Source organism: Pseudomonas aestiva, from assembly GCF_039908605.1.
Taxonomy (GTDB): Bacteria; Pseudomonadota; Gammaproteobacteria; order Pseudomonadales; family Pseudomonadaceae; genus Chryseomonas; species Chryseomonas aestiva.
Genome location: NZ_CP150916.1, coordinates 74,596 through 92,959, shown reverse-complemented (window position 1 = coordinate 92,959; position 18,364 = coordinate 74,596). Strand labels below are relative to the sequence as shown.

Annotated in this window: 19 protein-coding genes; 10 read left to right on the top strand and 9 right to left on the bottom strand. The window is 67.5% G+C overall.

All coding sequences use genetic code 11. The features are described 5' to 3' along the window. Positions 1–17 precede the first annotated feature (17 nt). Positions 18–194 carry a hypothetical protein gene (locus AABM56_RS00430; protein ID WP_166655878.1) on the bottom strand — a complete coding sequence of 59 codons (177 nt, stop codon included), beginning with the start codon at positions 192–194 and terminating at the stop codon, positions 18–20. Positions 195–297: 103 nt separating this feature from the next. Continuing rightward, positions 298–528, bottom strand: coding sequence for a DUF1161 domain-containing protein (locus tag AABM56_RS00425; RefSeq protein WP_133860294.1), 231 nt, complete (start codon positions 526–528; stop codon positions 298–300). 147 nt (positions 529–675) lie between these two features. Between AABM56_RS00425 and AABM56_RS00420 the strand changes: the two genes are divergently transcribed. Then, positions 676–1,344, top strand: coding sequence for a hypothetical protein (locus AABM56_RS00420; RefSeq protein WP_133860293.1), 669 nt, complete (start codon positions 676–678; stop codon positions 1,342–1,344). Here AABM56_RS00420 and AABM56_RS00415 read toward each other — a convergent pair. Continuing rightward, a complete protein-coding gene (locus AABM56_RS00415) occupies positions 1,326–2,555 on the bottom strand; it encodes a nucleoside recognition domain-containing protein (RefSeq protein WP_133860292.1) in 1,230 nt (409 codons plus the stop codon). The genes AABM56_RS00420 and AABM56_RS00415 overlap by 19 nt on opposite strands. 127 nt (positions 2,556–2,682) lie before the next feature. Between AABM56_RS00415 and AABM56_RS00410 the strand changes: the two genes are divergently transcribed. The 3 genes from AABM56_RS00410 (at position 2,683) to ubiA (ending at position 4,816) form a co-directional block, all read left to right on the top strand. Continuing rightward, positions 2,683–3,252: a DUF2780 domain-containing protein gene (locus tag AABM56_RS00410; RefSeq protein WP_133860291.1), complete on the top strand. Its 570-nt coding sequence runs from the start codon at positions 2,683–2,685 to the stop codon at positions 3,250–3,252. Next, a complete protein-coding gene (locus AABM56_RS00405; RefSeq protein WP_133860290.1) occupies positions 3,236–3,793 on the top strand; it encodes a chorismate lyase in 558 nt (185 codons plus the stop codon). Before AABM56_RS00410 ends, AABM56_RS00405 begins: the two co-directional genes overlap by 17 nt. 75 nt (positions 3,794–3,868) lie before the next feature. Next, positions 3,869–4,816 carry a 4-hydroxybenzoate octaprenyltransferase gene (gene ubiA / locus AABM56_RS00400; RefSeq protein WP_263258538.1) on the top strand — a complete coding sequence of 316 codons (948 nt, stop codon included), beginning with the start codon at positions 3,869–3,871 and terminating at the stop codon, positions 4,814–4,816. Here the strand turns inward: ubiA and AABM56_RS00395 are convergent. Together AABM56_RS00395 and AABM56_RS00390 are read right to left on the bottom strand one after the other, a co-directional pair. Next, positions 4,801–5,790 (bottom strand): DMT family transporter, encoded by a 990-nt coding sequence (locus AABM56_RS00395; protein WP_133860289.1) that lies wholly within the window; start codon positions 5,788–5,790, stop codon positions 4,801–4,803. The genes ubiA and AABM56_RS00395 overlap by 16 nt on opposite strands. 243 nt (positions 5,791–6,033) lie before the next feature. Next, positions 6,034–6,987: a LysR family transcriptional regulator gene (locus AABM56_RS00390; RefSeq protein WP_133860288.1), complete on the bottom strand. Its 954-nt coding sequence runs from the start codon at positions 6,985–6,987 to the stop codon at positions 6,034–6,036. A 256-nt stretch (positions 6,988–7,243) separates the two neighbouring features. Between AABM56_RS00390 and AABM56_RS00385 the strand changes: the two genes are divergently transcribed. From AABM56_RS00385 to AABM56_RS00370, 4 genes are read left to right on the top strand one after another with little or no spacing between them, the layout of a single operon-like run. Continuing rightward, on the top strand, positions 7,244–8,746 hold the full coding sequence (locus AABM56_RS00385; RefSeq protein ID WP_263258540.1) for an efflux transporter outer membrane subunit: 1,503 nt from the start codon (positions 7,244–7,246) through the stop codon (positions 8,744–8,746). Next, positions 8,743–10,899 carry an FUSC family protein gene (locus tag AABM56_RS00380; RefSeq protein ID WP_347883786.1) on the top strand — a complete coding sequence of 719 codons (2,157 nt, stop codon included), beginning with the start codon at positions 8,743–8,745 and terminating at the stop codon, positions 10,897–10,899. Before AABM56_RS00385 ends, AABM56_RS00380 begins: the two co-directional genes overlap by 4 nt. Further along, on the top strand, positions 10,889–11,089 hold the full coding sequence (locus AABM56_RS00375; RefSeq protein WP_007160208.1) for a DUF1656 domain-containing protein: 201 nt from the start codon (positions 10,889–10,891) through the stop codon (positions 11,087–11,089). Before AABM56_RS00380 ends, AABM56_RS00375 begins: the two co-directional genes overlap by 11 nt. A gap of 10 nt (positions 11,090–11,099) precedes the next feature. Continuing rightward, positions 11,100–11,999, top strand: coding sequence for an HlyD family secretion protein (locus AABM56_RS00370; protein ID WP_133860286.1), 900 nt, complete (start codon positions 11,100–11,102; stop codon positions 11,997–11,999). Positions 12,000–12,315: 316 nt separating this feature from the next. Here AABM56_RS00370 and AABM56_RS00365 read toward each other — a convergent pair whose 3' ends face one another. The 3 genes from AABM56_RS00365 to AABM56_RS00355 are packed head-to-tail and all read right to left on the bottom strand — an operon-like array spanning position 12,316 to position 12,993. Next, on the bottom strand, positions 12,316–12,477 hold the full coding sequence (locus AABM56_RS00365) for a DUF1328 domain-containing protein (RefSeq protein WP_007160206.1): 162 nt from the start codon (positions 12,475–12,477) through the stop codon (positions 12,316–12,318). A gap of 29 nt (positions 12,478–12,506) precedes the next feature. Next, positions 12,507–12,728, bottom strand: coding sequence for a hypothetical protein (locus AABM56_RS00360; protein WP_178083882.1), 222 nt, complete (start codon positions 12,726–12,728; stop codon positions 12,507–12,509). Between the two features lie 10 nt (positions 12,729–12,738). Beyond that, entirely contained in the window at positions 12,739–12,993 is a 255-nt protein-coding gene (locus AABM56_RS00355; protein WP_007160204.1) for a hypothetical protein, read from the bottom strand. Positions 12,994–13,433: 440 nt separating this feature from the next. On the opposite strand from AABM56_RS00355, the gene algB reads away from it, so the two are divergent. Together algB and AABM56_RS00345 are read left to right on the top strand one after the other, a co-directional pair. Further along, on the top strand, positions 13,434–14,783 hold the full coding sequence (gene algB, locus AABM56_RS00350; RefSeq protein ID WP_133860284.1) for a sigma-54-dependent response regulator transcription factor AlgB: 1,350 nt from the start codon (positions 13,434–13,436) through the stop codon (positions 14,781–14,783). Beyond that, positions 14,780–16,570, top strand: a complete 1,791-nt coding sequence (locus AABM56_RS00345; protein ID WP_133860283.1) for an ATP-binding protein — start codon at positions 14,780–14,782, stop codon at positions 16,568–16,570. Before algB ends, AABM56_RS00345 begins: the two co-directional genes overlap by 4 nt. Positions 16,571–16,877: 307 nt before the next feature. Here the strand turns inward: AABM56_RS00345 and AABM56_RS00340 are convergent, their stop codons facing one another. Continuing rightward, positions 16,878–18,350: an FGGY family carbohydrate kinase gene (locus AABM56_RS00340; protein ID WP_133860282.1), complete on the bottom strand. Its 1,473-nt coding sequence runs from the start codon at positions 18,348–18,350 to the stop codon at positions 16,878–16,880. Positions 18,351–18,364 lie beyond the last annotated feature (14 nt).

Genomic DNA, 18,364 nt, shown 5'->3' with positions numbered 1-18,364 from the left:
GGTCAGGCGACGGACCGCTAGGCGGGTACGCTGAGCCAGTCGTCCTGGCTGCGGTCCTGGGTGCGGACCACGGGCGGACGACTCTTCTGCTCGCGCAGCTGGCGACTCATGCGCAGGAAATCCTCGCGTTCCATCCAGCGCGGTGCGGGCTGGGCAAGGGACAGAGCTTGGCGAATCCGGGCGAACGGCGACATGGCATTACCCTCTTGGCTAAATACTGTATGCGCAAACAGTACTAAGCCAGGCGGAACTGTACAAGTATCCAGCGGATGAACGGTCTGTCCCCCGGGTCGGAGATCAGTCGTTGCGCTGATAGAGGATCTTGTAGGTCCCGTTGGCGCAGCTGCCCACCACCATGTTGGGATCGCGCACCTCGGCATTGGGGACCGCTTCGAGGGTATAGGCGGTCACCCCGGCCGACTGGATCTTGACCTCGATGTCGGCCTTGAGCTGGTCGCAGGACAGGGGTTCGGCCCGCACGGCGGTGCTCAGCAGGGCGGCGCAGCAGAGTAGCGATAGACGCAGCATGGCGATTTTCCTTGGCGTGATGACCTCTCAGGCTTGGACGCCCGAGCTGTGGCGATGTTCTCAGCGCTGCCCTTTGGTCAGCGAAGCGGTGGAACCTGGAGCCCGAACGGTATTTCCGATGGTCACTCCTTCCAGCGAAGTGCCCCCATGTTCCAGTGGTTGAAAGACAATTCCCAAGTCCTCACGCTCTTCGCCCAGTGCTGCACCCTGGGCGTCTGGGTGCTCTATGCGCAGCTCCTGCTCAACAACTACAAGCGCCAGCGCCAGCCTCGGCTGATCATCAACCGCGGCGCCGGCAAGGGCGTGGGCGCCCTCTGCCTGCTGTCCAACATGAGCGCCGAGCCGGTGTTCATCAACCAGCTCACGGTGATCCTCAAGACCAATCGAGAGACGCTCTACACCGATGTCACCGACATCCGCGAGAGCGGCCAGGATGACTTCGACCCTGATCTGGTGCTGGGCGAGGCGACCCACCAGGGTCCGCTCAACACCGGTGACTTCACCCACATCGGCACCTTCCAGGGCCTGATCCGCCGCGCCGCCGAGCACAACGGCCTGACCCTGGAAAACCACCGGCCGCCCGAGGGCTGGGTATTCGAGGGCCTGGAGATCCGCGCGGTCGCCTTCTATGGTTCGGATCACGATCCCATCGGAGTGCGCCGGCGCTTTCGCCTGGGCCAGCACGACGGCCACTACTGCGCGCTGATCGCCGAGGACTGGCAGACCCAGCAACTGACCTCGCGCCGCCAGCGGCGCATGGTGCAGGACGACTGGATGGTCGACCTGGAACCCAAGGCTCAGCCAAAGAACCAGTAGCAGATCAGGATCGACGCCGTGACCCCGGTGAATTCCGCCAGCAGGGCGCAGCCCACCGCATGGCGGGCGCGCTGGATGCCCACCGCGCCAAAGTACACCGCCAGCACATAGAAGGTGGTCTCGGTACTGCCCTGGATGGTCGCCGCCACCAGCGCCGGAAAGCTGTCCACGCCATGGGTCTGCATGGTCTCGATCAGCAGCGCGCGGGCGGCGCTGCCGGAGAAGGGCTTTACCAGCGCGGTGGGCAGGGCCTCGACGAAGCGGGTGTCCCAGCCAAAGAAGGTCACCGCATGGCGAACGCCTTCGAGGATGGCTTCCAGGGCGCCGGAGGCGCGCAGCACGCCCACCGCGCAGAGCATGGCCACCAGGTAGGGCAGCAGCGACTTGGCGACGTCGAAGCCTTCCTTGGCGCCTTCGACGAAGGCTTCGTAGACCGGCACCTTGCGCAGGGCGCCAAGGATCATGAACGCCAGGATGATGCCGAACAGGGTCAGGTTGCCGAGCAGCGACGACAACCCGGCCAGCGCGGTGGCGGTCAGGGTGAAGAGAAAGGCGACGAAGGCGCCGAAGGCCAGGGCGCCCCCGCCGATCCAGGCCAGCACCACCGGATCCCAGAGTTTCAGCCGCTGCATGAAGGCCACCGAGAACAGCCCCACCAGGTTGGCGCAGGTATGGGCCAGCAGGATCGGCAGGAACACCAGGGTCGGATCGGTGGCGCCCTGCTGGGCGCGGTACATGAACACCGTCACCGGCAGCAGCGTCAGCGAGGAGGCGTTGAGCACCAGGAAGAGGATCTGCGCATTGCTCGCCGTGGTGCTGCTGGGATTGAGCTCCTGCAGGGCGCGCATGGCCTTGAGGCCGATGGGCGTGGCGGCGTTGTCCAGGCCCAGGCCGTTAGCGGCGAAGTTGAGGGTGATCAGCCCCAGCGCCGGATGGCCGCGCGGCACCTCGGGCATCAGCCGGGCGAACAGCGGCCCGAGCAGTCGCGCCAGGGCGTCCACCAGCCCGGCCTTCTCGGCGATGCGCAGGATGCCGAGCCAGAGGGTCAGGGTGCCGAACAGCAGCACCATGACCTCCACCGACAGCTTGGCCATGGCGAACAGGCTCTCCACCATGGCGGCGAACACCCCGGTGTTGCCGACCACCAGCCACTGGCCGAAGGCGCTGATCCCGGCAACGATGAAGAAGCCCAGCCACAACCCGTTGAGCATCGCGGTTCTCCCGGTAAAACGGCGATGATAACCGCAGCGTCCGCTCCCTGCAGGGACGCCGTTCAGTCTGTGGTCATCGCCGTCGGGTTATCCTCTGACCTTTCACGCAACCCGCTGGAGTCCGCCCATGCGTCTGTCCGTTCTCGCCCTGCCGCTGGTGCTCGCCGCCAGTCCGGTCTTCGCCTTCAACCTCAACGACGCCGTCAACGCCTACAACGGCGCCAACGGCAACAACAACGCCAAGGCCACCGCCGCCGCGGCGGCCACGCCCCAGGCCCAGGGCCTGCTGCAGGCGCTGACCAGCCAGCTCAACGTCACCCCGCAGCAGGCGGTGGGCGGCACCGGCGCCCTGCTCGGCCTGGCCAAGAATCAGCTGGTGGGCAACGACTATCGCCAGCTGGCCAAGGCCGTGCCAGGCCTGGATCAGCTGGCCGGCGCCAATGCCACTGGCGGCCTGGCGCAACTGGGCGGCCTGGGCAGTCTGCTCGGTGGCGGCGGTCAGGACGCCAAGCAGAGTCCGCTGGGCAGCCTGCTGGGCAATGTCGACAGCCGCCAGGACGTCGACAAGACCTTCAACGCCTTGGGCATGAACAGTGGCATGACCAGCCAGTTCGCCCAGGTGATCCTCGGCTATCTCGGCAAGCAAGGCACCCAGCCCTCCCTGCTGAGCACCCTGGGCAATGTCTGGGGCCTGTGACGGCGCCCCGCGCTGGCTGACCCGCGCGGCGGCCAGCCAGGTGCCAGATTACAGCGAGGCGCCGCTCGGCTGGCTCTATGCGGACCGTGGTTCCCTCACCGAACGGCTGACCGCCCTCAGCGATGGACGCTTCGCCGTCGAGGTGATCGCCCAGGGCTGGCAACCGCTGCGCCCGGACGAGTGCCAGGCGCTTGAAGTGCCGCCGGCCAGCCCCGGCTGGGTGCGCGAGGTCTGGCTGCGCGGCAATGGCGAAGCCTGGGTCTTCGCCCGCAGCGTGGCGGCGCGCACGGCCCTGGAAGCGGCGGATTTCAACCTGGCGGCGCTGGGCGAACGGCCGCTCGGGCACTGGCTGTTCCAGGCGCCGGCCTTTGTCCGCGGGCCGCTGGAAGCCTGCCGCTATCCACTGGCCTGGCTGCCCGCAGGGGCGGCAACCGCGCCCTGCTGGGCCCGGCGCTCGGTGTTCCGGCGCGGTCCCCTGGCGATCCTGGTGGGCGAGGTCTTTCTGCCGGCCTTCTGGCCTCACGCCGGGCGCGAGGGCTAGGCGGAGCATCACGACGGCAGCGGCGACGCCCCAGGGCCCCTATAATCGCCAGGCCCTTCACCATGCAGCCGTCCGATGAAAAAGAACGCCTCCCGTCCCCGTGATCGCCGTCCTGCCGCGCCCCGCGGCCCCGAGCCCAGCGCCCGGGTGATCGCCACGCGTCCGCGCCGCGAGCGCATCCGCGACTTTGTCCAACTGACCCGGCTGGACCGACCCATCGGTATCTATCTGCTGCTCTGGCCCACCCTCTGGGCGCTGTGGATCGCCGCCGAGGGCGTGCCGAGTCTGAAGAATCTGCTGATCTTCGTGCTCGGCGTAGTGCTGATGCGATCGGCCGGCTGCGTGATCAACGACTTCGCCGACCGCAACTTCGACGGCCACGTCGCCCGCACCAAGAATCGTCCCCTGGCCACCGGGCGCATCTCGCCCAAGGAAGCCCTGCTGTTCTTTGCCGTGCTGGTGCTGCTCAGCTTCGGCCTGGTGCTCTGCACCAATGCCACCACCGTCTGGCTGTCCTTTGGCGCCCTTGGCGTGGCGGCGCTCTATCCCTTCATGAAGAGATATACCTACTACCCTCAGGCGGTACTGGGTGCGGCCTTTTCCTGGGGCATGCCCATGGCCTTCACCGCCGAGACCGGCGCGTTGCCGGCGGCGGCCTGGCTGCTGTTCGTCGCCAACGTGATCTGGACGGTGGGCTACGACACCTACTACGCCATGGCCGACCGCGAAGACGATCTCAAGATCGGGGTGAAATCCACCGCCATCCTGTTCGGCGACGCCGACCGGGTGATCATCGCCACCCTGCAGGGCCTGACGCTGTTCTGCCTGGCGCTGGCCGGCGGCCGCTTCGGCCTGGGCCTGCCCTTCTACCTGGGCCTGCTGGTGGCAGCCGGCTGCTTCGCCTGGGAATTCCACGTCACCCGCAACCGTGACCCGCTGGTGTGCTTCAGGGCCTTCCTGCACAACCACTGGGCGGGTCTGGCGATCCTCATCGGGATCATCGCCGATTACGGACTGCGCTGAGCCGGAGCGCCCGCGGCGGCATCGGCCACCACCTCCGGCAGCGCCTCGGGTTGCGCCGCCGGCACCGCCCGGGCCTTCTTGGCCCTGGAGGCCTTGCGGCTCTGCTGCCAGGCCACCGCCAGGCCGCTGGCGCAGATGATGAGGATGCCGATCAGCGCGCCGCTGTCCGGCACATGGCCGAAGACGAGGTAGCCGATGATGCCGGCGGTGACGATCTGGCCGTAGCTGAAGGGCGCCAGCAGCGCCGGCGGCGCATAACGGAAGGCCTGGGTCAGCAGCAGGTGGCCGGACATGCCGAAGAGGCCGAGCAGCGCCAGCATGAAGCCGTGGGTCAGGGTCGGGATCTCCCAGAAGAAGGGCACCACGCTGCTCAGCACCAGGGTATTGATGATGCCGGTGAGAAAGTTGCTGGTGGTGGGGCTGTCGATGCCGCTGAGCAGGCGCGTCAGTAGCTGGTAGAGGCCGAAGCACACCGCCGAGCAGACCGGCAGCAGCACCGCCGGGGTGAACAGCTGGCCGCCCGGCCGAACGATGACCAGCACCCCGATGAAGCCGGCCAGCACCGCCGCCCACTGGCTGCGGGTCACGCTCTCCTTGAGCAGCGGCACCGACAGTGCCGTCACCATCAGCGGGGCGAGAAAGTTGACCGCGGTGGCCTCGGCCATCGGCAGATAGCGCAGCCCGGTAGTGAAGAACAGGCTGCAGCCGATCAGGCACAGCGCCCTGAGCACCTGCAGCCCCGGCCGCTTGGTGCGGATCACCGCCAGCCCCGAGCGCGGGATGAAGATGCCCATCATCAGCAGGGTGTGGGAGAGGTAGCGGGCCCAGACCACCATGACCACCGGATAGAAGCCGGACAGGTACTTGGAGAGGGCATCGTGGGAAGCGAACAGCCAGACCGCGAGGCAGATCAGGGCGATGCCCTTGAGCGGCTGGTCGGCGAATCTCAGAGTGGGTCCTGCGGTAGCGCTCATTGGACTCCCGTGGTACTGACGGCGGTCCCTGACCGCCTGCATGATCCGGCCGTCCTGCACGGCGGTCCGTCGGCGTGACCACCGACTCGGGACATGGACCTCGATGCCACCGGAGCGTGCCGTCGAGCAACCGTCCTGTCGCCCTCAGGACCGCGATACCGGGCGATATTTCAATAGCTTACTAACTATGACCCGGCGTGCAGCCCGGTCTCCCCCGAGCTTAGTCCAAGCGCCCCGCCGATCTCAATGCGCTTGGCCGACGACTTCGCTGACGGCCCGCACGAAGGCCTCGTCCGCCTCCAGCGCCCCGGGGATCTGCTCGCGCAGATAGGCCACCCAGGTGCGGATCTTGGCATCCAGGTACTGCCGCGAGGCATAGAGGGCATAGACGTTGAGGCGCTGCAGGCGATAGGCCGGCAGCACTCGCACCAGGCTGCCGTCGCGCAGGCCGTCCACTGCCGAATAGAGCGGCAGCACGCCAATCCCCAGCCCCTGGCGCAGGGCCTCGGTCATGGCGTCGCCGACGTTGACCTGGAAGGGGGTCTCGCCGATGCGATAGGTTTCCGGTCCATTGGGGCCGTCGAAGTGCCAGCGGTCGAAGGACACCACCGGACTGATGAATCTCAGGCAGGCGTGATTGGCCAGTTCCGCCGGCGTCTGCGGCTGGCCGTGTTCCTGCAGATAGGCCGGCGAGGCGCAGAGGATGCTGTAGGTGTGGCCGATCTGCTGGGAGACGAAGCCGGAGTCGGGCAGCTCCACGGCTACCACGATGGCGAGATCAAAGCCCTCCTCCAGCAGATCGGGGATGCGGTTGGCCATGGTCAGGTCGAAGCGCACCTCGGGGTGCAGGGCACGATAGCCGGCGATGGCGCGGATCACGTAATGCTGACCGATGCCGGTCATGCTGTGCACCCGCAGCCGCCCTTCGGGCCGCGCCTGAGCGTGCCCGGCCTCGGCTTCGGCCTCCTCGACATAGGCGAGGATCTGCTCGCAGCGCGCCAGGTAGCGCTGGCCGGCTTCGGTCAGGGCGATGCGTCTCGTCGTGCGGTGCAGCAGGCGGGTGCGCAGATGGGTTTCCAGATGGGCCACCGCCCGGGAGACGTGGGCCGTGGTGGTCTGCAGCGTCTGGGCCGCCCCGGTGAAGCTGCCGCTTTCCACCACGGCGACGAAAACGCGCATGTTGTGCAGGGTGTCCATGCCGCCTCGACAGTCGGGAAAAGCGTCATTCTCCATATTATTTCAGTATGTGAAACAAAGATTCGCGGGTTGACGCGCTAATCGACCACCCCGGAATTTTATAGAATCGTTAGCAGCCTAATGGTAACGTCCGCTGACCTCGCGGTTTACGTCCGTCCTCTACAGGCGTCCTCTTCAGTTCCAGCTCATCTTGCCAACCTCGCTGCGCTGCCTCATGCCAGACGCAGGTTTGGCCCTGTTGCCAACGGACCTCCACGTGTCGCCTTCCTCTAGCAGAGTCTGGCCTGCGCTCTCGGTGGTCGCCCTCGCGACCCTGCTGGCCGGCTGTATCGGTACCGGTCACAACGCGCCCCAGGCGCAGCGCCTCGACGACCAGGCGCTGGCCACCGACGGAGCCATCCAGGCCGCCGCCAGCCAGGCCGCCTGGCCCGAGCGCCAGTGGTGGCGCGCCTATGGCGATCCCCAGCTGGATGCCTGGATCAGCGGCGCCCTGGCGGACAACCCGCGCCTGGCCACGGCTGCCGCCCGGGTGCGCCGCGCCGAGTCCCTGGCCGGCCTGGCCGAATCCCGTGAAGCCCTGCAGGTCGAGGGCAAGGGCGCCTTCAAGCGCTACAGCTGGCCCACCGACGGCTTCTATGGCCCGGGCGAGCTGGCCGATCGCACCACCTGGAACAACAATGCCGAACTGGGTCTGAGCTATGCCCTGGACTTCTGGGGCCGCGAACGCGACGCCAGCGCCCAGGCCCTGGACCAGGCCCACCAGGCCGCCGCCGAGGTGCGCGCGGCCGAGCTGGAGCTGACCGGCAACATCGTCCGCAGCTATATCGGCTTCGCCCTGCACCACGACCAGCGCGACATCCTCGCCGCCACCCTGGAGCAGCAGCGGCACCTGGCCGACCTCGCCCAGCGCCAGCTGGACGGCGGCCTCGGCACCCAGTTCGAGGTCAGCCAGGCGCGCGCCCTGCTGCCCGAGACCGAACGCCAGCTGGAAGCCCTGGACGAGACCCTGGCGCTGGATCGCAACCAGCTCGCCGCCCTGGCCGGCAAGGGCCCGGGTGCCGGCGCCCGCCTGCAACGCCCGCGCCTGACCCTGGGCGCGGCACCGCGCCTGCCCAGCGCCCTGCCGCTGGAACTGGTCGGCAAGCGCCCCGACGTGGTGGCGCGTCGCTGGCAGATCGCCGCGGCGGCGAAGGGCGTGGACGTCGCCCGCGCCAGCTTCTATCCCAACATCGACCTGGTGGCCAACGTCGGCCAGTTCCTGACCCTGGGTCGCCTCAGCGAGATGCTGACCCACGCCAAGACCGGCTCCTTCATAGGTCCCGCCTTTTCCTTGCCGATCTATGACGGTGGCGCCCTGCGCGGTCGCCTCGGCGCGGAGTCGGCGGCCTACGACGTGGCCGTCAGCGCCTACAACCAGACCCTCGTCGACGCCCTCAAGGACATCTCCGACGCCCTGATCAAGGCCGATTCGGCAGCCCGGCAGGCCACCCTCGCCGACCAGGCCAGCCAGGAGGCCCAGCGCACCTACGACATCGCCCGCGAGGCCTTTCGCCGCGGCCTGACCGACTACCTGCACGTGCTCGACGCCCAGACCCGGCTGTTCGCCCAGCAACGCGTCACCGCCCAGGTGCACGCCCTGCGCCTGGCGGCCCAGGCCGCGGCCCTGGTCGCCCTCGGTGGAGGCGCGGACCTCGAACGCGGCCCGGGCGACCACGACCTGGTGCCGGCGCGCGTCGCCGTCGAGCGAGCCCCCCGATGACTGCCGGCACCGCCACCGGTGCGCCGCTGCGCCAGGCCCTCGGCGCCTGGGCCCGCAGCGATGGCAGCCTCTGGCTGTACCAGGCCAAGGTGCTGCTCGCCGCCAGCCTGACCCTGTGGCTGGCCATGCGCCTGCAACTGCCGCATCCCAGCTCGGCGGTGATCACCGTGTTCATCGTCATGCAGCCGCAGAGTGGCCAGGTGCTGGCCAAGAGCTTCTATCGGGTGATGGGCACCCTGCTGGGACTGGCGGTGATGCTGGTGCTGATCGCCCTGTTCGCCCAGGAACGGGTGCCCTTCCTGATCTTCCTGGCGCTGTGGATCGGCCTCTGCGTGGCCGGTTCGGCGCGCTACCGGGACTTACGCAGCTACGCCTGCATGCTGGCCGGCTACACCGCCGCGCTGATCGGCATCCCTGCCGCGCTCAATGCCGACACCGCCTTCATGTCGGCGGTGATGCGGGTGCTGGCCATCACCCTGGGCGTGCTCTGCAGCGGCGCGGTGAGCGCGGCGGTCTTTCCGCAGACCAGCGCCACGGCCATGCGCGCGACTCTCTATCGGCGCATGGGCGGCTTCGCCGGACTGGCCGCCGACGTCCTGCGCGGTCGTCTCGACCGTGCCTCCCTGGAGGCTGCCGGAGTACGCCTGGCCGCCGAGGCGGTGGGGCTGGAAAGCCTGCGCAGCGCCTCGGCCTTCGAAGACCCGCACATGCGCATGCGCAGCGGGCGCCTGGCCCGGCTGAACGCCGAATTCATGGGCCTGACTACCCGCCTGCATGCCCTCAGCCGCCTGCTGATGCGCCTGCGCGAGCGCGACGCCCAGTTGCCGCTGGCAGCCCTCGAACGCCTCTGGGCGCCGCTGCTGGAGGTGTTCGAGGAATGGCGTGGCCAGGCCCTTACCGAACGCGCGGCCCTGGTGGCGGCGGCGCGTCTGGAGCAGCTGCACCAGGGTCTGCGGCCGCGCATTCGCGCCCTGCGTGCCGAGTTGCCGCCCCTGAGCGAAGCTGACCGGCGGGACTTCGAGACCGCCGTGGAGCTGCTCTTTCGCTTCACTGGCGAATGGCACGGCTATCTGCAGACCCATGCCTCCCTGGCGGCGCCACGCCACAGTCGCGAACAGTGGAAGCCGCGCTTCGTGGCCAAGGCCAATGCCCTGGGCGCGGCGGTCACCGGCCTCCGCAGCGCCTTTCTGGTGCTGGTGCTGGGCGCCTTCTGGATCGCCAGCGCCTATCCCAGCGGCGGCATGCTGGCGCTCAACGCCGCGGCCGTCTCGGCGTTGGCCTCGGCCTCGCCCGATCCCAAGCGCACCGCCCTGCAGATGGCGGTCGGCGCCAGTGGCGGCGTGGTGCTGGGCTTCTTCCTGACCTTCTTCGTCTTTCCCTGGATCAGCGGCCTGCCGCTGCTGCTGCTGACCCTGGCGCCGGTGTTCATGCTGGGCACCTGGATTTCCCTGCGCCCGGGCTGGATGGGCTATGGCCTGGGTTGCCTGGTGTTCTTCTGCTTCACCTCAATTCCCGACAATCCGCCGGTCTACGACGCCTACGTCTTCATCAACAACGGCATCGCCGTGGTCCTGTCGATGGTGATCACCGCGGCGGTCTCGGCGGTGCTGCTGCCACCCAACAGCCCCTGGCTGTGGCGCCGCCTGGAGCGTGACCTGCGCCAGCAGCTGGTGCGGGCGGTGAGCGCGCCGTTGCCGCACCTGGCGCCGACCTTCGAAGGCCAGACCCGCGACCTGCTCAACCAGGCCTATGGCGTCAGCGCCGGACGCGGTGAAGCGCAGCGGCGCCTGATCGGCTGGGCCTTCGTGGTGCTGGAGATCGGTCATGCGGTGATCGAACTGCGCCAGTTGCAGGCCCGCCTGCCCACGGCCCCGCGCTATGCCGAGGGCAGCGCCTGGCGCCAGGCCATCCGCGTGCTCGGGCGCGCCCTGGTGCGCCTCTTCCTCAAGCCCGGCGCGGAACATCTGCGGCGGGCGCTGGTGGCAGTGGACGCGGCCCTGCTTGCCGTGGCGACCGTGACCGAACCGCCGGAACTGCCCTATGACGAGTCGCCCCTGCGCCAGGTGCAGAGCGACCTGCATTTCATCCGCAGTGCCCTGCTCGATCCCCAGGGGCCCCTGGCCCGCTATCACGAGATTCCCCATGCCCCGTGAAATCGCCTTCCACGGCCTCTACCTGCCCACCGTGACGGTGCTGTTCCTGGTCGCCGCCCTGCTCGCCTGGGCGCTGGACCGGGTGCTTGCCGCGGTCGGCCTCTACCACGTCGTCTGGCATCCGGCGCTGCTGCGCCTGGCCCTGTTCATCTGCCTCTACTGCGCCCTGGCGCTGTGCGTCTATCGCTAGGACTCCTGCCATGATCCTCAAGAAACTCTTCGGCGTGCTCTTTACCCTGCTGGTGGTCTGCCTGGCGCTGATCCTCGGGCGGCTGCTCTGGGTGCACTACATGAACGATCCCTGGACCCGCGATGGCCGGGTGCGCGCGGAGGTCATCACCATCGCGCCCGACGTGGCGGGTCTGGTGACCGAGATCGCCGTGCGCGACAACCAGTGGGTCAACCAAGGCGACCTGCTGCTGCAGATCGATCCGGAGCACTACGAGATCGCCGTGCATCAGGCCGAGGCCACGGTCGCCGCGCGCAAGGCCACCCTGGCCATGCGCCAGCAGAACGCCCGCCGCCGTGCCGACATCGACAGCCTGGTGGTTTCCCGCGAGAACCGCGAAGACGCCAGCAGCGCCGCCCTGGCCGCCGAGGCCGATCTGCGCCAGGCACAGGCCCAGCTGGAATCGGCGCGCCTCAACCTCAAGCGCACCCGGGTGCTGGCCCCGGTCGACGGCTACGTCACCAACCTCTCGGTGTTCAAGGGCGACTATGCCGCCGCGGGCGCGCCCAAGCTGGCCGTCATCGACGCCCATTCGTTCTGGGTCTATGGCTACTTCGAAGAAACCAAGCTGCCCCATGTGCAAGTGGGGGCGGCCGCCGAGATGCGCCTGATGAGCGGCCAGACGTTGCACGGGCATGTGGAAAGCATCGCCCGTGGCATCTATGACCGGGACAATCCCCAGAGTCGTGAACTCACCGCCGACGTGAATCCCACCTTCAACTGGGTTCGCCTGGCCCAGCGGGTACCGGTGCGCATCGCCCTGGATCCACTGCCCGAGGGCCTGTTGCTGGCAGCTGGTACCACCTGCACCGTGGTACTGGAAGACGTTCGCGGCGAACGCTCCTGGTGGGACGCCTTCTGGCAGGGCTGAGCCCGCCCCGGACATCCGCCTTTTCACTGCGCCAAAACGACAACACCCCTGACACCGGCAGGTTTCGCTTGAGACGAAACCGGTCGAATTCAGGGGTGTGGTCGTATCCAGCCCAGTCCGCCGCGAGTGCGAAAGTACTCCCTGTACTCTTGGAACCCTCCCTTACTGCAGAGCGTCCCGACCTTGTGGCCCTTGCGTCTCGGATCAGGAGACGACTTCGAGGTTGTCCATTGAATCGGCTTAAAGCTGCAATTCAATGACAGCGCCTCGGCTGCCGGTCGTCACGACCGACAGCCTGTCTTTCATGGGGCTGGCGTCAGGGACGACGACGGCCCATGAAGAACGACACCACGAACAGCACCAGGAACAGCACGAACAGGATCTTGGCGATACTGGTGGCAGTACCGGCGATGCCACCGAAACCCAGGACGCCTGCGATGATCGCGATGATCAGGAAAGTGATAGCCCAGCTCAGCATGGTGTTTCTCCTATGTATTACAAGTGCACTCAGCGGACGACAGCACCTGTCCAGCGAGCAGTGGTTTTATTAGCGAAATCCTGGGTATCCAGACTCGCCATCCGTGGTTCCACAGCGGTCAGATCGAGATCCAGACCGTTGAGGTTGTGCGTCTGATTGAGCGCACGACCCATTATCAAAGCGCTGAGCAACATCCCGATCACAACCGCCGCTGCAGCGAACAACACAATCACCAGCAGCATCCACATCATGGTCATGACCTCAGAATACCCAGCGGGTCTGCTTTACCAAACGGTCACCGTTGGACTGTGCCGGGATGGCTTTGAGTTCCCCACGACCTTGACTTGCCAGCGGCTTGGCTGCAGGCACCATGGCCTGGGCAGCAATGCGGGTGGAGGCGATGAGGGCCTGTTCGCGGCTGACGTCCTGGCCCTGAGGGGCAGCGACGGCGGCGCTGGCGAAGCAAGCGAAAAGCGCAGTACCTACCAAGTGCTTGCGAAGGGTCTGGCTGATCATCGGGTCTCTCCTGCAGTCCGTTGGCCCTAAGGCCGGCTTGCTAAGGAGATTGCAGACTACGTGCCAGCTTTTCGAAAACCTTTTTTAGCTTATAAATCAAAAACTTACAGTTTTCACTGGTAGCCGCCACACATGCACCTTGCAAGGTGCAACACCTGAAGCATTGCGTTTTGCATGATGGCCAGGGGTTGCTTGGATGGTCCCGGTCCGGTCGGCTGCCAGGCGCAACGGCAAATGACCGGACAAAAGTCTTTCTGAACACCAGGAAAACCGTCTTTTCCCATTTTCGCCCCTCCGGGTTGCGATCTGCACGATGCTCGCAGAGGGACGGTCGATAGCCCGATGGTCCTGCGGATTGCAACTTGCACGATGTATCATGGACTAACTGCCAGCCCTGTCCTTTAGCGCGTTTCGGCCCTTTGGCCTGGAGTTTTGCCGTCATGGAACAAACCAGCGGTCGCATCCTGCTCGTGGACGACGAAGCCGCCATCCTGCGTACCTTCCGCTTCTGTCTGGAAGACGCCGGCTATAGCGTCGCCACGGCCAACAGCGCGGCCCAGGCCGAAGCCCTGCTGCTACGTCAGGTCTACGACCTCTGCTTTCTCGATCTGCGCCTGGGCGCGGACAACGGTCTGGACGTCCTGCAGCAGATGCGCATTCAGGCGCCCTGGATGCGGGTGGTGATCGTTACCGCCCACTCGGCCATCGACACCGCGGTGGACGCCATGCAGGCCGGCGCCGCCGACTATCTGGTGAAACCCTGCAGTCCCGACCAGTTGCGCATGGCCGCAGCCAAGCAGCTTGAGTTCCGCCAGCTCTCGGCGCGCCTGGAGGCGCTCGAAGGCGAGGTGCGCAAATCCAGCGCCGGTCTCGATTCGCGCAGTCCGACGATGATGAGCATCCTGGAGACCGCCCGACAGGTCGCCACCACCGATGCCAACGTGCTGATCCTCGGCGAGTCCGGTTCCGGCAAGGGCGAACTGGCCCGCGCCATCCACGCCTGGAGTCGCCGCGCGAAAAAGACCTTCGTCACCATCAATTGCCCCTCGCTGTCCGCCGACCTGATGGAAAGCGAGATGTTCGGTCATACCCGCGGCGCCTTTACCGGCGCCAGCGAGAGCACCCTCGGCCGCGTCAGCCAGGCCGACGGCGGCACCCTCTTCCTCGACGAGATCGGCGACTTCCCCCTGGCCCTCCAGCCCAAGCTGCTGCGCTTCATCCAGGACAAGGAATACGAACGCGTCGGCGATCCGGTGACCCGCCGCGCCGACGTGCGCATCCTCGCCGCCACCAACCGCAACCTGGAACAGATGGTGGCGGAAAACGAATTCCGCGAAGACCTGCTCTATCGCCTCAACGTCATCGTGCTCAACCTGCCGCCCCTGCGCGAGCGCAAGGAAGACATCGTCGATCTCGCCGAGCGCTTCCTCGCCCGCTTCGTCAAGGACTACAACAGACCCGCCCACGGCTTCAGCGAGGCGGCCCTGGACGCCCTGCGCAACTACGGCTGGCCGGGCAACGTCCGCGAGCTGCGCAACGTCATCGAACGCGCGAGCATCATCTGCGGCCAGGACCTGGTGGACGTCAATCACCTGGGCCTGGGTGACAGCCCGGCCACCAGCGGCGCAGCCAGCGCACCGCGGGTCGGCGAGGCGCTGAGCCTGGAGGCCCTGGAGCGCGCCCACATCGCCGCGGTGATGGCCACCAGCGAGACCCTCGACCAGGCCGCCAAGACGCTGGGCATCGACGCCTCCACGCTCTATCGAAAACGCAAGCAGTACGGGCTATGAAGCTGCCGATCAAGTTGCACACCCGCCTCTTTCTCAGCATCTCCGCCCTGATCGCCGTAGCCCTCATCGGGCTGCTGGTCGGCCTGGTCAGCGTGCTGCACCTGGCCCGCGAGCAGAGCGTCCAGACCCGCAGCAACCTGGACTTCATCAACCTGACGCTGAACATGCGCCAGGAGCTGAGCAACAGCCTGTTCCAGATGCTCGACGGGGCACCTGATCCGCAGTCACTGGTGGCGGCCCAGCAGCGTTTCCAGGAGTACCTGCAACGGGTCGAGGGCCAGATGCGCAATCCCGAGCAGCTGGCCATCCTGGAAGACGTCAAGCAGCGCTACCAGCGCTTCGCCGACTACCTGCGCTCACCGCCGGCGGGCTATGGCGAGTTGCGCGCCGATCGCGGCTTCCAGCAAACCCTCAATGCGCTACGCACGCGCATCTACGACCTGCAGCGCAGCTACGTGGTGACCCTGGAGCGCATGCAGGACGAGGCCCATGACCGCGCGGTGATCATCGCCCTGCTGCTGGCGCTGATCGGCGTGGCCATCCTGGTCACCGGGGTGGTGACCGCCAACGGCATCGCCCGGCGCTTCACCGGCCCCATCGATGGCCTGGCCAAGGCCGCCGAGCGCATCAGCCAGGGCAACTTCGACGTCCAGCTGCCGACCTCGCAGATCGCCGAATTCACCCTGCTCAGCCGCCGCTTCGGCAACATGGCCCAGGCCCTGCACCGCCTCAGCCAGACCAATGTCGAGGCGCTGGTGGCCGGGCAGCGGCGCCTGCAGGCGGTGCTCGACAGCATCGACTACGGCCTGGTGATCCTCGATCCCCAGGGCAACATCGAACACGCCAATCCGGTGGCCTGCCGCCAGCTGGGCTGGAACGAGAATCACTTGGGCGAATCCCTGATCGCGGCCCTGGAGCGTCCGGAAATCGAGGCCAGCGTGCAGCGAGTGCTGGCCGGCGGCGCCCTGGATGCGGCGCCCGAAGACCTGGAGATCCGCGTCGACGACGAGGTGCGGCTGCTGGCCTGGAGTCTGACCCCGGTCAACCACGCCGACGGCCGTAGCGTGGGCGCGCTGATGGTGCTGCGCGATGTCACCGAGCAGCGCGCCTTCGATCGGGTGCGCAACGAGTTCGTCCTGCGCGCCTCCCACGAATTGCGCACCCCGGTCACCGGCATGCACATGGCCTTCGGTCTGTTGCGCGAACGCCTCAAGGTGGCGCCGGAATCCCGCGAGGCCTTTCTGCTGCAGACGGTGGACGAGGAAACCCATCGCCTGGTGCAGCTGATCAACGACCTGCTGGACTATTCCCGTCACCAGAGCGGTCTGCAGCGTCCGGAAAAATTGCCGAGCGAGATCGGCGACCTGCTGGAAGCGGCCCGCGCCCGCCACGCCGACGAGGCCCGCGAGCGCGATGTCGAGCTGGCCGTCGAGTTGCTGCACACGCCGCTGCCACGCGTCAGCCTGGATCCCAAGCAACTGGGCCGGGTGTTCGACAACCTGCTGAGCAATGCCCTGCGCCATACCCCGGCGGGCGGCCGTATCGTCATCCAGGCCATGCGCCAGAACGAGCAGCTGCTGATGGCGGTGCAGGACAATGGCGAGGGCATCGCCTACGCCCAGCAGGGCCGGGTGTTCGAGCCCTTCGTGCAGATCGGCAGCCAGAAAGGCGGCGCCGGCCTGGGCCTGGCCCTGTGCAAGGAAATCATCCGCCAGCACGGGGGGCGCATCGGCGTGGTCTCCCGCCCCGGTCAGGGCACCCAGATCTTCATGACCCTGCCGACCTGAGCCAGGTCGGCCTCCGCCCACGAGTAGGGTCGCGCCAGTCGGCCCGATCCTGCCAGGACGGATGAAAACGAACGCCCGCTCGGACAGCCCCCTGTCCCTCGGGGAGAGGGTTGGGGTGAGGGCAACACCCCATCACGACGTCACAGTGGAAAAGGCTGCGCCGTTTTCCACGCTACCGGGCTGGCCTCTCTCCTTTCGGGAGAGCCGCCGTAGGTTGGGTTGAGCGCAGCGCAGCCCAACGGTGCCTAGATCGAATCCGCGTTGCTGGGCTGCGGCGATGGCGCCGTCTCAACCCAACCTAGGGGCGCTACAGCAGCGTCCGCTCCAGCGCCTGGCGCCAGCCGGCATAGAGTTCGGGTACGGCATTGGCGCGGGGTTCGTAACGGCGGCGGGGCCGTTCGAGATCGGCCAGGGCCGCGGCGTCCTGCCACCAGCCCAGGGCGTGGCCGGCCAGGTGGGCGGCGCCCAGCGCCGAGACCTCCGGCGACAGGCTGCAGATCACCGGGCGCTGCAGGAGATCGGCCTGGAATTGCAGCAGCCATTCGTTGCGCGTGGCGCCGCCATCCACCCAGAGTTCGTCCAGGGGCGTTGGACTGTCCTGCTGCATGGCATCGAAGACGTCGCGAATCTGGTAGGCGATGGCTTCCAGGGCCGCGCGCATCAGGTGCGCCCGCCTGCAATTCTCCGCCAGGCCGCAGAACAGTCCGCGCGCCTCGGCCCGCCAGTGCGGCGCACCGAGGCCACCCAACGCTGGGACGAAGTAGACGCCGCCGTTGTCCGGCAGCGCCGCAGCTTCGGCGGCCAGGGCCTCCAGCTCTCCGGCGCCGCCCAGCAGCCGCGCCGTCCAGCCCACGGCAGCGCCGGTGTGGACAATGTTGCCTTCCAGGGCAAAGGTCGGGGTCTCGCCCAGGCGCCAGGCCAGGGTGGTGGCCAGGCCATGGGCGGAGACCACGGGTTCGGCGATGGGTGTCATCAGCGAGGAGCCGGTACCCAGGGTGGCCTTGACCTTGCCCGGGACGAAACCGCCCTGGCCGAACAGCGCCGCATGGGAATCGCCGATCATCGCCAGGATCGGCAGTCCGGCCGGTAGCGGGCCCTGGGCACGGGTCTCGCCGAAGCAGCCGGCACTGGAGCGGATCTCCGGCAGCGCCGCCCGGGGAATACCGAACAGACCCAGCAGCTGCGGATCCCAGTCACCACCGCGCAGGTCGAGCAACTGGGTACGGGCCGCATTGGCCGCGTCGATGAGAAAGCTCGTGCCACCGCTGAGTTGCCAGAGCAGCCAGCTGTCCACGGTGCCCAGGCAGATCTCGCCGGCGGCGGCGCGGGCCGTGCCGTCCGGAATCTGATCGAGCAGCCAGCGCCACTTGCCGGCGGAAAACATCGGGTCCAGCGCCAGGCCACTGCGCTGCAGGATCAACTCGCCGTGACCGGCGGCGTGCAAGGCTTCGCACTGCGGCTGGGATCTCTTGCACTGCCAGCTCACCAGCGGACCGAGCAACTGGCCGCTGGTGCGCTCCCAGGCCAGGGCGGATTCGCGCTGGTTGCTGATGGCGATGGCTGCCAGGGGGGCATCCGTCTGGGCCAGGCAATCGCCGATGGCGCCCTGCAGGGCCTGCCAGATGGCCAGGGGATCCTGCTCGGCATAGCCCGCCTGCGGATGCTGGACGGTGAGCGGTCGAGAACCGCGGGCCACGACCCGACCGGCGCGATCCACCAGGATCGCCTTGGCATTGGTGGTGCCCTCGTCGAGGGCGAGGATCAGCGGTTCGGCGGCCATGGCAGCTCCTGTTG

Excerpts from the sequence above, each read along its gene's own strand:
- AABM56_RS00430 (WP_166655878.1), bottom strand. The coding sequence starts at position 194 with ATGTCGCCGTTCGCCCGGATTCGCCAAGCTCTGTCCCTTGCCCAGCCC.
- AABM56_RS00425 (WP_133860294.1), bottom strand. The coding sequence starts at position 528 with ATGCTGCGTCTATCGCTACTCTGCTGCGCCGCCCTGCTGAGCACCGCC.
- AABM56_RS00420 (WP_133860293.1), top strand. The coding sequence starts at position 676 with ATGTTCCAGTGGTTGAAAGACAATTCCCAAGTCCTCACGCTCTTCGCC.
- AABM56_RS00415 (WP_133860292.1), bottom strand. The coding sequence starts at position 2,555 with ATGCTCAACGGGTTGTGGCTGGGCTTCTTCATCGTTGCCGGGATCAGC.
- AABM56_RS00410 (WP_133860291.1), top strand. The coding sequence starts at position 2,683 with ATGCGTCTGTCCGTTCTCGCCCTGCCGCTGGTGCTCGCCGCCAGTCCG.
- AABM56_RS00405 (WP_133860290.1), top strand. The coding sequence starts at position 3,236 with ATGTCTGGGGCCTGTGACGGCGCCCCGCGCTGGCTGACCCGCGCGGCG.
- ubiA (WP_263258538.1), top strand. The coding sequence starts at position 3,869 with ATGAAAAAGAACGCCTCCCGTCCCCGTGATCGCCGTCCTGCCGCGCCC.
- AABM56_RS00395 (WP_133860289.1), bottom strand. The coding sequence starts at position 5,790 with ATGAGCGCTACCGCAGGACCCACTCTGAGATTCGCCGACCAGCCGCTC.
- AABM56_RS00390 (WP_133860288.1), bottom strand. The coding sequence starts at position 6,987 with ATGGACACCCTGCACAACATGCGCGTTTTCGTCGCCGTGGTGGAAAGC.
- AABM56_RS00380 (WP_347883786.1), top strand. The coding sequence starts at position 8,743 with ATGACTGCCGGCACCGCCACCGGTGCGCCGCTGCGCCAGGCCCTCGGC.
- AABM56_RS00375 (WP_007160208.1), top strand. The coding sequence starts at position 10,889 with ATGCCCCGTGAAATCGCCTTCCACGGCCTCTACCTGCCCACCGTGACG.
- AABM56_RS00370 (WP_133860286.1), top strand. The coding sequence starts at position 11,100 with ATGATCCTCAAGAAACTCTTCGGCGTGCTCTTTACCCTGCTGGTGGTC.
- AABM56_RS00365 (WP_007160206.1), bottom strand. The coding sequence starts at position 12,477 with ATGCTGAGCTGGGCTATCACTTTCCTGATCATCGCGATCATCGCAGGC.
- AABM56_RS00360 (WP_178083882.1), bottom strand. The coding sequence starts at position 12,728 with ATGATGTGGATGCTGCTGGTGATTGTGTTGTTCGCTGCAGCGGCGGTT.
- AABM56_RS00355 (WP_007160204.1), bottom strand. The coding sequence starts at position 12,993 with ATGATCAGCCAGACCCTTCGCAAGCACTTGGTAGGTACTGCGCTTTTC.
- algB (WP_133860284.1), top strand. The coding sequence starts at position 13,434 with ATGGAACAAACCAGCGGTCGCATCCTGCTCGTGGACGACGAAGCCGCC.
- AABM56_RS00345 (WP_133860283.1), top strand. The coding sequence starts at position 14,780 with ATGAAGCTGCCGATCAAGTTGCACACCCGCCTCTTTCTCAGCATCTCC.
- AABM56_RS00340 (WP_133860282.1), bottom strand. The coding sequence starts at position 18,350 with ATGGCCGCCGAACCGCTGATCCTCGCCCTCGACGAGGGCACCACCAAT.